This is a genomic window from Streptomyces sp. MMG1121, from assembly GCF_001280015.1.
Taxonomy (GTDB): domain Bacteria; phylum Actinomycetota; class Actinomycetes; order Streptomycetales; family Streptomycetaceae; genus Streptomyces.
Genome location: NZ_LGDV01000264.1, coordinates 1 through 10,231, shown reverse-complemented (window position 1 = coordinate 10,231; position 10,231 = coordinate 1). Strand labels below are relative to the sequence as shown.

Annotated in this window: 8 protein-coding genes; 1 reads left to right on the top strand and 7 read right to left on the bottom strand. The window is 72.7% G+C overall.

Going from position 1 to position 10,231, the window contains the following annotated elements; all coding sequences use genetic code 11:
• Together metK and ADK64_RS41865 are read right to left on the bottom strand one after the other, a co-directional pair.
• Positions 1–789, bottom strand: a 789-nt coding sequence (metK, locus tag ADK64_RS41870) for a methionine adenosyltransferase (RefSeq protein ID WP_053667510.1), incomplete at its 3' end; no start/stop codon positions are given.
• 209 nt (positions 790–998) lie between these two features.
• Positions 999–4,466, bottom strand: coding sequence for a condensation domain-containing protein (locus ADK64_RS41865; protein WP_053667509.1), 3,468 nt, complete (start codon positions 4,464–4,466; stop codon positions 999–1,001).
• Positions 4,467–4,853: 387 nt separating this feature from the next.
• Here ADK64_RS41865 and ADK64_RS41860 point away from each other — a divergent pair, with 387 nt between their 5' ends.
• Positions 4,854–5,033 (top strand): hypothetical protein, encoded by a 180-nt coding sequence (locus ADK64_RS41860; RefSeq protein WP_159046477.1) that lies wholly within the window; start codon positions 4,854–4,856, stop codon positions 5,031–5,033.
• 64 nt (positions 5,034–5,097) lie between these two features.
• Here ADK64_RS41860 and ADK64_RS41855 read toward each other — a convergent pair whose 3' ends face one another.
• The 5 genes from ADK64_RS41855 to ADK64_RS41835 all read right to left on the bottom strand — a co-directional run bounded on the left by ADK64_RS41855 (position 5,098) and on the right by ADK64_RS41835 (position 9,868).
• Positions 5,098–6,087: an aromatase/cyclase gene (locus ADK64_RS41855; protein ID WP_053667507.1), complete on the bottom strand. Its 990-nt coding sequence runs from the start codon at positions 6,085–6,087 to the stop codon at positions 5,098–5,100.
• Between the two features lie 98 nt (positions 6,088–6,185).
• Positions 6,186–6,938 carry a thioesterase II family protein gene (locus ADK64_RS41850; RefSeq protein WP_053667506.1) on the bottom strand — a complete coding sequence of 251 codons (753 nt, stop codon included), beginning with the start codon at positions 6,936–6,938 and terminating at the stop codon, positions 6,186–6,188.
• A gap of 122 nt (positions 6,939–7,060) precedes the next feature.
• Positions 7,061–7,882 carry an AfsR/SARP family transcriptional regulator gene (locus ADK64_RS41845; RefSeq protein WP_053667505.1) on the bottom strand — a complete coding sequence of 274 codons (822 nt, stop codon included), beginning with the start codon at positions 7,880–7,882 and terminating at the stop codon, positions 7,061–7,063.
• A 229-nt stretch (positions 7,883–8,111) separates the two neighbouring features.
• A complete protein-coding gene (locus ADK64_RS41840) occupies positions 8,112–8,954 on the bottom strand; it encodes an AfsR/SARP family transcriptional regulator (RefSeq protein ID WP_053667504.1) in 843 nt (280 codons plus the stop codon).
• 245 nt (positions 8,955–9,199) lie between these two features.
• Positions 9,200–9,868: a ScbR family autoregulator-binding transcription factor gene (locus tag ADK64_RS41835; protein WP_053667503.1), complete on the bottom strand. Its 669-nt coding sequence runs from the start codon at positions 9,866–9,868 to the stop codon at positions 9,200–9,202.
• Between the last annotated feature and the right edge of the window lie 363 nt (positions 9,869–10,231).

Below are 10,231 nucleotides of genomic sequence, written 5' to 3'. Positions count from 1 at the left end.
GCGGCCGGTCAGGCCGGCGTCGCCCATCGGGCCGCCGATCTCGAAACGGCCGGTCGGGTTGACCAGCAGCCGGTACCCCTCGGTGTCCAGCTTGATGCCGTCCTGCGCGAGCCGGTTCAGCACGTGAGTGACGACCTCCTCGCGGATGTCCGGGGTGAGCAGCGACTCCAGATCGATGTCGGAGGCGTGCTGCGTGGAGACCACGACCGTGTCGAGACGGACGGGCTGGTCGCCGTCGTACTCGATGGTGACCTGCGTCTTGCCGTCCGGGCGCAGGTAGGGAATGGTGCCGTTCTTGCGGACCTCGGTGAGGCGGCGGGACAGCCGGTGGGCCAGCTCGATGGGCAGCGGCATCAGGTTCGGCGTCTCGTTCGTCGCGTAGCCGAACATCAGGCCCTGGTCGCCCGCCCCCTGCTGGTCCAGCGCATCGTCCTCCTCGCCCTCGACCCGCTGCTCGTACGAGGCGTCGACGCCCTGCGCGATGTCCGGGGACTGGGCGCCCACGGACACCGAGACACCGCAGGAGGCGCCGTCGAAGCCCTTGGCGGAGGAGTCGTAGCCGATCTCGAGGATGGCGTCACGCACCAGCTGGGCGATCGGGGCGTAGGCCTGCGTGGTCACCTCGCCGGCGATGTGCACCTGGCCGGTGGTGATCAGGGTCTCCACCGCGACACGTGAGGACGGGTCGTCACGCAGCAGCGCGTCGAGGACGGTGTCACTGATCCGGTCGGCAATCTTGTCGGGGTGTCCCTCGGTCACGGACTCCGAAGTGAACAGACGACGGGGCATGTCTCTCCAGATGGTTGCGGGCCCACAGCACGGAGGGCGTCAGCGACCCGGGCGAGGTCACCCGCGCCACAGCCACGATGGAGAACAGCGAACGAGCGTCTCTCGAAAAGCGACGGAACACGAGTGGACCGAAGTCGTCCGAGGTCATGCCTCACGGCACGTCGTGCCCCCGGCACGTGATGGCTCGGGTGCGCTCGCCCCAGGCGCGCTCACGCCTCGGGTGCGGTGGCGTCCTGGAGAGCCCGGGCGAGCATGCGGAACCGTTCCTGCTCGTCCGCGGAGGCGCCGGCGAGCACCACCCTGGGCGGGCGGCCGCCGTCCGCCGCGATCCGCCGGGCCAGGTCGCAGGCGAGGACACCCGCGCCGGAGAAGCCGGCGAGCAGCAGGGACCGGGTGGTGCCGAGCGCCGCGAGGGCGGGCCGCATCCCGTCGGCGTCCGTTCCGGCGGTGAGCAGCAGCAGTTCCTGTGGCCCCGGATAGCTGCCGGCCAGCAGGTCGTAGCAGGTCTCGGAGGCACCCGGCGGCGGGATCAGACAGATCGTGCCCGCCCGGTCCCGGCGCGCCGCGCGCAGGGTGACCAGCGAGGTGTCCCCGCCTGCCCCGGCCCGGCGCCGTGCCGCACTCTCCTCCAGCAGCGCCAGCGCCTCCCCCACGGTGGTGCTCTCGCCCGCCGACAGCGGCAGCGAACGCAGCAACAGGGCGCTCTGCGCGAGCAGTTCGGCGGCCGCGTCCTCGTCCAGCAGGGCCCGGTCGTGCACCCCGGTCAGGACCAGGCCGCCCGTGCTGTCGTGGTGGGCGAGGAGCCCGATGGCCAGGACGGAGCGGGCGGGCAGGGTGTCCGGCAGCTCGGCGTGGATGCCGTGGGCGGCGAGCTGGGCCTCCAGGCCGTCCAGCGGATGCGGCGGATCCTCGAAGACGATGACGGTGTCCGGGTCCGCGCCACCGCTCCAGGCCCGGATCCAGTCGGCCGGCACCCATTCGTAGGCGGCCATGTCCAGGGCGCGGTCGCGCAGCTGGCGCAGCAACCGCGGCACGGTGCCCGCCGGATCCACCTCGACGGTCATCGGCAGCGGGTTGCGCAGCGGCCCCGTCATCCGGGCCACGCCGTCGAGCGCGACGCCCCGCCCCGACACGGTCACCGCGAAACAGACCGGGGCCGGTCCGGTGGCGCCGGACGCCGAGTAGATCAGCATGGCCCACACGGCCTGCAGCACACTGCTCTCGGCGGTACCCCAGGTGCCCGCCCAGTGAGCGAGGCGGGCGGTCTCGGCGGGGTCCAGGCGCAGCCGGGCCCGGCCGACCCCGCTCAGGCCGGCCCGCGCGGCGGACCGCACCGGCCGGGAGGCCGCACCGCCGGGCGGCGCACTGCGCGTCCAGAACCCGCGGGCGGGCTCCAGGTCCTGGGCGGCGACCCAGGCCGTGTAGTCGCGCAGGTCGGGTCGGCGCTCACCGCCGGGCAGGGTGCCGCCCGCAAGATAGGCGTGGTAGAACTCGCGCAGCAGCACGTGCGCGCTCCAGGTGTCGAGCAGCGCCCGGTGGTAGGTGACCAGGATCCGGGTGGGCGCGACGGGGGCCGCGGGCCGGATCCGTCCCGGCTCCAGCAGGGTGAGCCGCAGCGCCCCGGGGCGGCGCAGGTCGAAGCCGCGCAGCCGGTCGCGCTCCAGGAAGGCGGACCAGTCGCCGTCGGGCAAGGCCCGGCGGGTGATCTCGGGCACGACCCGGTCGTGCACCACGAGCAGCGGTTCGGCGCCGTCGGTGAACGCGGTGCGCAGCACCGTCTCGCGGTCGAAGACCGACTGCCAGGACCGGATGAAGCGGCCCAGGTCGAGCGGGCCACGCCAGACCCACGCGAGCTGCTCGACATGGCGTCCGGTGCCGGGCCGCGCGTCGCCGCCCGTGTACAGCGCCGACTGCTGGGGGGTGGCAGGGAAGGCGCGCGGGATCGGGGCGGCGGGCGCGGCGGCCAGCTCCTCCAGCAACCCCCGCAGCAGTCGCGCCAGTTCGCCGACGGAGGTGTCGGTGACGCCCTCCGCCGGATCGTTCACCCAGTCGAGCCCGATGTGCAGCCTGCCGTCGCGTACGCCGGCCCGCGCCTCGACGCGGTGGGCGGGCCGGTGCACGGGCCGGGCGGAGCCGGGCAGCGGACCGCCGGCGCCGTCGAGGGCCAGACAGACTCGCGCGGGTACGAGGTCGCGCAGGGCACGGCGCAGCGCCGGATCAGTACTCCACTCACGGCACGCCCCGAATCCCGCCCCGTCCCCGGCACGCCCGGCGCAGGAGGCCAACGGCCCTGCCAGGGCGGTCAGTTGACCGAGCGGGTCGAGGCCCGGACCGGGGGCGAACTGCACCGGGTACGGCTCGGCGAGCCGCCCCGCGTGACGCCGCAGCCCCGGCCGGTCGGCCCGCGGATCACTGCGTACGTCGAAGCAGGCCTCGTCGCTTGCCTGCCAGCGGGCGAGCGCCAGTGCGAACACCCCGGTCAGCACCTGCCCGGTGGTCAGCGCGAGCCGCCGGGCGAGGCCCTGGGTGATCCGTTCGGTGGGGTGATCGTCCAGGGTGAAGGCGGTGTGCCGGACGCCGGCCGAGGCGGCCCGGTCGTGGGGCCTGGTGTGCCGGACCTGCTCGGGACCGTCGTCCTGCGCGGACCCGGTGTCCGGCGTGAGCGCCGGTACGGCGGTGGACCCGTGCCCGGTCCCCGCCACCCGTACGCTCGTCCGGCTCGTGCCGTCGGCCGGCAGGGTGGCCCGCTTCGGCGTACGCGACGATCCGCGCGCCGCCCGGGCTCTGCGCTCGGCGACCAGGCTCCAGTGCTGGGCCTCGACGGAATCACCGGCCAGTTCCCGCAGTTCGGCGACCCAGTCGGCCAGACCGTCCGGCTCGGACCGTGGCGGAGCCGTGCCGCCGGCCGGCACCCGCAGGGCAGTGGTCAGGTCGCCGAGCAGGACGTGCCAGGACGCGGCGTCCACGGCCGCCTCATGAGCGACGACGGCGATCCGGTCGGCCGACGGTCCGGCCGTACGGCGGTCCCGGGCGATCAGCACCCGCAGCTGGACGCCGGCGTACGCGTCCAGCGTCCGGCCGACCGAGTCCACCAGCGCGGCGAATGCGGCCTCGTCGGTGAACTCGCCTTCCACGAGCAGATCTTGACCGTCCGCCAACTCGCCGTCCGGTTCGGCGGTGCACCAGCCGTCCCCGTGGCCGAGCCGGGACCGCAGCTGAGGATGCGCGGCCACGACGGCACGCAGCGCCGCACGCAGCGCACCGGTGCCCGGGCCCGGGTCCGCACCCGCCGTGGACGCCGAAGCCCCCACCTCGATCACCATCGCCTCGTACCGCTGCTCCCCCTCCCGTGCGAGAGCCGCACGCTGGGCGGGAGTCAGCGGCCGGTCGACCGGCGGGGGCGGCTCGGTGAGGCGGTCGGCGATGCTGCCCGCGACGAACGCGAGGGGCGCGCCGGCCGCTCCCTGCGGCACGGAGAACCGCAGGGTGTGGTGGTCCGGCCCGTGCCGCAGCAGCCGGTGCCGCCAGCCGGGCCGGTCCGGGTCACCGGCACTCAGCTCGCCCAACAGCCGCTCCAGCGCGGCCTCGTCGAGCGGTCCGCGCAGTTCGAGACACGGCGGGGGGCCGGGGTCGACGACCACGGAGACCGGCGCCTGCGGGAAGCGGTGAGCCGTCATGATGCCCCGGGGGCGCCCGCGACCGCCCGGACCGAGCCGTACTGCCTCTCCCCCATCACGGCCTCCTGCCCTGCCTGCGTGCACAACGGTCGAGATGAGCACGCTAGTGGCAGTCGCGCCCGAAGTCCGTTTTCCCGAGCGGGTATGCAGTGGGGTCCGAGCGGGGCCCGAGAGCGCAGGCCGGCGGCTCTCATCGGAGGACGGCGCGGAGGGCGAGGACCGCTCTGCGCGCGTCCGAGGGGTCAGACCGGCAAGTGCCAGGTCGGCCGGCGGCCCGCACTCAACGCCCCGGGTGCGGGCCGTCGGTATTCTCGCCTGGGAGGAGGCCCCCGCGCTCTTCGTGTGCGGCCCGGGTTGCTCGCCAGTCGGCTGATGGAGATGCGGCACGTGGAGGAAGCCTGCCAGGAGTGGGGCCGGTTCCTGGACGACTACACCGGCATCAGCAGCGCGCGGGGTGACGAGCACCTCGCCATCCTGCGAGCGTCCATCCGGCCCTATGCCTCGCTGGCGGTCGTGCGGGCGCTGGACGTGCGGGCCCGCGAGGTGGCCCGTCTGAAGGCTGCCTGACGCCGGCGCGCCACCGGGCAGCCCGCTGGACACCGCAGCCGGACAACCCGCTCGAGCAGAGGTGTCACCGTCTCTCGCCCGTGGCTCCCCTGCCGCCCGCCGAGGTCGTCGGAGTCAGCATGCGGACGGCACTCTCCGCATGCTGCCGGGCGAGGGTGAGCAGGGTCAGGCTGTTGCGGCCGAGCGTCGCCCGCACCTGCCGGCGGGCGTCGGCGAGGTCGGCGCCGGGGCCGAGCACCGCGGTGATGTCCTGTTCGCGCAGCACCACGGTCTGCTTCGAGGTGATGGTCGTTCCCGTCTCGTCCGGGACGACGGACCACTCGCCGGTGTGTGCCGCCAGCAGCGGGAGGGTCTCGGTCTGCTTGTAAACGATGCGGCCCGCGTGCGGGAAGCAGATCCGTACCGCCGCGGTGGTGTGCGAGCCGTTCTCGGTCAGCCGCTCCAGCGTCAGGCGCTGCACTCCGGGCGCCTCTTCGGCGAAGGCGACCCGGGCGACGTCCGGCACCAGTTCGGGCCAGTCCCCGGCACGGTACAGGAAGTCGTAGGCCAGCTCGGCCGGGCCGTGCACGCGGATCGAGTCCTCGAAGGACAGCACCAGGTCGTCCAGGCGTGTCCACCGCTCGGCGAAGCTCTTCAGCTGGGTGAGCTGCGCCCGGATGTCCAGGCCGGCGGCCTGCTCCACCCATTGCGTGTCGGGCAGGTCGTCGAGGCCGTAGCGCAGCTCCAGCTCGGTGTCGTGCGGGCCTTCGGGGCGTACGCTCAGCACGCCGCGCACCGAGTCCAGCGGGGACCCCGGCAGCTTCTGCCTGAACTCCAGGCGGCGCTCCACCTGGTCCAGGTGGCGCCACGAGATCCACGACTTGACCTGCCCGCCCACGAGGGACCACATCCGTAGGCGTTCCCGTTCGCCGTCGGACTCCAGGCACTCCACATGGACGCTCTGCGAGCAGTAGAGCGGCAGCTTCGCCGCATCGGCGAGCACCGCGTAGACCACCCCAGCGGGCGCGGACACATGAACGTGATACGTCGCCCTGTCGACACGCTCACCAGTCATCTGAACACCTCTCTGTGCACATTGCGCCGTCCGGACCGCGGGGGCGGCCCGGACGGCGGAATGAGAAAACCCGGATCCGGTGGCTCCGGAACGCGGGATCAACCGACCACCGCGGGCTCCTTGGCGAGGCGGTGGGCGACGCGGCAGGCCCGGCCCAGGAGCCGGGGCAGTTCGCGGCCGCCGCGTACGAAGAAGTGGCGCCCGGGGACGGTGCGCGACCAGACCGGTCCGTCGGTCCACTGGCGCCAGCCGTCGGCCGACGAGGGCGGGGCGAGCCGGTTGTCCTGCGAGTCGACGACGAGCAGCGGGGTGGTGAGCGGGCCGGCCGGGAAGGGCCTGCGGGCGGCCGCGTGCAGATCCTGGGCCAGCTCCAGGTCGGCACGGAGCACCGGCAGCATGGCCCGCAGCCAGATCCCCTCGTCGCTGCCGGCCGGTACGGCGCCCTTGCCGCTCAGGACGTGCAGCAGCTCGGCGTCGGTGGCCCGGCGGGCGTCCACCGGCTCGGCGGGCAGGCGCGGCGCCGACCACGCGCCGACGGCGAGCAGGGCCGGGCCCGGCAGGCCGGCCTCGTGCAGGGCCCGCGCCACGGTGAGCGCGGCCATCGCACCGAGGCCGTGCCCGTACAGCACGTACGGGCCGGGGTGCGGTCCGGTGAACAGTGGCAGTACGTCGGCGAGCAGCGCCTCGTGCGTGGTCACCCGGGGTTCGGCGCGCCGCAGGTCACTGCCCGGCAGGAGGACCGGGACGGGCTCCACGCGGGCTCCGACGTGGGCCTTCCAGCCGTCGAAGACGGAGGCGCCTTCAGCGGAATGCGCGAAACAGTACAGCCGCACGGGCTGGTCGTCCGACATGGCTCCTCCTCTACGTCCACCCGGCCACACGGGTGGATTTCGAGGATCGCGGCAAGGTCTCGAGCGACGCTCAAGAACGAGCTGAGGCCGCGTATTTCAGGACGCCGAACGGTCTCGGGGTCCTAGGCCGCGTAGCGGTCGAAAGTGGAGCCGCGGCGCGGACCGGCCATCACGTCGAGTTCCGGATCGACGGAAAGCATGGCCTGGTGCAGGCGCTGCAACTGCGGCGAGGGTTCCACGCCCAGCTCCTCTATGAGGCCCTCGCGCAGCTTGCGGTACACGTTCAGGGCGGAGGCCTGCCGGCCGGACCGGTACAGGGCCAGCATGGCCTGTGCGTGCAGCCCCTCGTGCTGGGGGTGACGGGCGATCAGGTCGGTAAGTTCGGCGATCAGTTCCGCGTGCCGGCCGAGCCGCAGATCGGCGTCGATCCGCCGTTCCACGGTCACCAGCCGGGATTCCTCCAGCCGCGTGACTTCGATTTCCAGCACCGGGCCGAGTCGTACGTCCACCAGCGCGGTCCCCTGCCACAGCGCGAGAGCCTGCCGGAAACAGCGGGCGGCCCGTTCGTCCTCGCCCTCCTCGAAAGCCTCCTGGCCCTCCGAGACGAGGCGCTCGTAGGTGTGCACGTCCACGCACTCCGGCGGGATCTGCAGCAGATAGCCACCGTGCCGGGTGGCCAGAACGTTCTTCGCGGCACCGGGCGCGTCGGGCCCCATCGCGGTGCCGAGGCAGCGGCGCAACTGCATGATGTACGTCTGCAGCGTGGTCATCGCGCTCTGCGGCAGTTCCGTCCCCCAGATCTCCTCCATCAGCGTCGACACCGGTACGACGCGGCCCGGATAGAGGGCGAGCAGGGCGAGAACCTGGCGGGGCTTCCCGGCGGTGGGGACGATCGAGTCCCCGTTCACGGCGGCACACAGCGGACCCAAAACCTGAATCTCCATGGTTCCCTCCGTTCGTCGTCGGGCACTCCCGATGGCGGAAAGTCGTCGGCGAACCTGCACGCTAGCCGCACCCGCACCGGAGGCATCGGTTCCTTCAGTGGCATTTGAGCAATCCTCAAAGAAGGACGGCAGCAATACGTATTCGGGAAACACAGAAGAAATCGCCGAGAACGCGTCCGAAATGAACGCACCGACGATGGGGATATCGAACTGCCGGCGATGGCGGGGGTCAGACGGTCGGTTGCACCAGGCGGTCTCCGTCGTCGTCCGCGATCTCGTCGAGCACGTCCTCGGGTCCGGCCGCGAGGATCTGCCGCTGTATCCGCCGCAGATCGACCGACGGCTCGAGCCCCAGCTCCCGTACGAGGGTGGTCCGCAGGCGCTGATAGGTCTCCAGCGCCTCGCTGCGCCGCCCGGAGCGGTGCAGGGCCAGCATGTACTGGCCGCGCAGGGTCTCGTGGGTCGGGTAGCGGCCGACGAGGACGGTGAGTTCGGCGAGCAGGTCGCGGTGCCGGCCGAGCCGCAGGTCCGCCTCGATGCGCCGGTCGAGGGCGCACAGCCGGGTCTCCTCGAGCCGCTTGGCCTCGGTACGCAGCTGCTCCCCGGCCTGTACGTCGGCGAAGGCCGGCCCGGTCCACAGCGCGAGGGCCTCGCGCAACCGCCCTGCCGCGCCCTGGAAGTCCCCGGCGTCCATGGCCTGGTAGCCGAGCTCCGTGAGCCGCTCGAACTCCCTGACGTCGCTGGTGCCGCCGCCGCTGTGCAGGAGATAGCCGCCCTGCACGGTGACGAGGACGTCCTTGGCCGTACGCCGCGGCTCCTCGCCGCCCTCTGCCCCTTGCTCCAGGGCGCCGGAGATGAGGTCGCGCAGCTGGAGCACATAGGTCTGCAGGGTGGTACGGGCGCTGCGCGGCGGCGTGCCGCCCCACAGCTCCTCGGTGAGCGTCGCCACGGAGACCACCTGGTCGGCGCGGAGCGCGAGCAGGGCGAGCACCTGGCGCGGCTTCGGCGCGGTGGGCGTCACGCAGACGCCGTTCTCCCTGACGTCCAAGGCGCCCAGCACCTCGATGTTCACGGGGTCTCCCCTGTCTCATGCCCGAGCTGCCTCAGGCCGATCAAACCAAACCGCACAGCCCGTATTTATTAGGTCCAGAGTCAGGAATACCACAGCCCCGGCAGAGCCACAACCCAGCATCACCGCACCGGAGTTCGAGTGAATCGCTAGCCGTCCTGGACGACATCCCGAGCGCCGACGAGCGGACCACCACCGAACGGCACACGAACGCGCCACGCGGATCCGGCAACGGAAGCCGGTGTCCGCTACCGCTCGGGCTGCGCCAGCCACGGCTGCGCGCGCGGGGGTACGACCCCCGGCGTCCGCGAGCCGGAGGACACCAGCGAGCCCAGCTCGCGCCGGTCGGTGAGCAACGGCAGCAGCAACTCCCAGACCCTGGTGACGCTCTGCCGGGACAGCCAGGAGGCGTCCTCGACGCCGAGCACCTCCAGACCCACGGTCACCGCGACGACGACCCGGGCGGCGTCCTTCCAGGAAACCCCCTCGGCGAGCGCCCCGGCCCGCTGGGCCCGGAGCAGACTGTCCTCCACCCAGTGCTGCCACTCCCGGCGCAGCGGGGACTCCGTACGACGCGCGATGTCACCTGCGAGTTCGAAGCCGGCCCGGACCACGACGTCCTCGGCCAGGGCGCCGATCAGCGCGTGCATGGCGTCCACCACGGACTGCAGGGAGTCGCCCTGCCGGGTCCGCGCCGCCTCGGTCAGCCGCCGTACGGTCGCGGCGGCCTCCGCCTCGACCGCCTCGGCGAGCATCCCCTTGTTGGCGAAGTGGAAGTGCAACGCCCCGTTGCTGACACCGGCGCGTGCGCTGATGGCGCCCAACGACGCGGGAACGAAGCCCATCTCCGCGAACACCTCGGCCGCCGCATGGATCAGCGAACGCCGCGTGCGCGCGGCTCGCTCCTGTTTGACCATGTGCCGCCTCCTGGACACCGGGACATCGAAAGTCGGCAAGACACCGACACTCAGGCCCCTTGCAACGCACACCTATATCGCGAGGGTGCCGTGCCGGCAGAACCGCGGTTCTGTCGGCACGGCTGTGCAGGGGCCGTCCGCACAGACTAACAAACCGCACAGGCGGTTTCATATAGGGGAGGCCAAACACAGCTGGTCAATGACTGAGGGGCCGCCCGTGGGCGGCCCCTCAGTTGGTCCTCACAACACCGTTGCCTACGGCGCTACTTCACCGGTTCGGGTTCCGGCGCGGTGTCGGTCTCGGTCTCGCCCGCCGGGTCGAGGGGGGTCTTCACGGAGTCCAGCAGCAGTTGGGCCACGTCC